Source organism: Paraburkholderia sp. SIMBA_054 (genome assembly GCF_046534875.1).
GTDB lineage: Bacteria > Pseudomonadota > Gammaproteobacteria > Burkholderiales > Burkholderiaceae > Paraburkholderia > Paraburkholderia hospita.
Map to the genome: position 1 here is coordinate 1 of NZ_JAWRXV010001610.1, position 240 is coordinate 240.

Annotated in this window: 1 protein-coding gene; it reads right to left on the bottom strand. The window is 31.7% G+C overall.

From position 1 onward, the window contains the following. The coding region (locus SB822_RS60515) for a Crp/Fnr family transcriptional regulator (RefSeq protein ID WP_410859575.1) at nucleotides 1–233 on the bottom strand (233 nt) is incomplete at its 3' end. Nucleotides 234–240: the final 7 nt, after the last annotated feature.

Consider the following 240-nt stretch of genomic DNA (forward strand, 5'->3'; position numbering starts at 1 on the left):
TCATTCGTTGCTAGATTGTGCGCCAAATTTTCCGTTTGCGCTAATCTTTTTGTAACGAATTTTAACAATTTTAATGCAATGCTTGGATTTCTCTCCATAATACTATCCATATTAGCCTTTGTTAACATACAAATTTTCGTATCCTCCATCGCATATGCACTAAAATTACTTTTTTCCTCAGAATTAAATATGTTTAATTCGCAGAAGCATTCACCACTTGTTAATATGTGCAAAATTTGT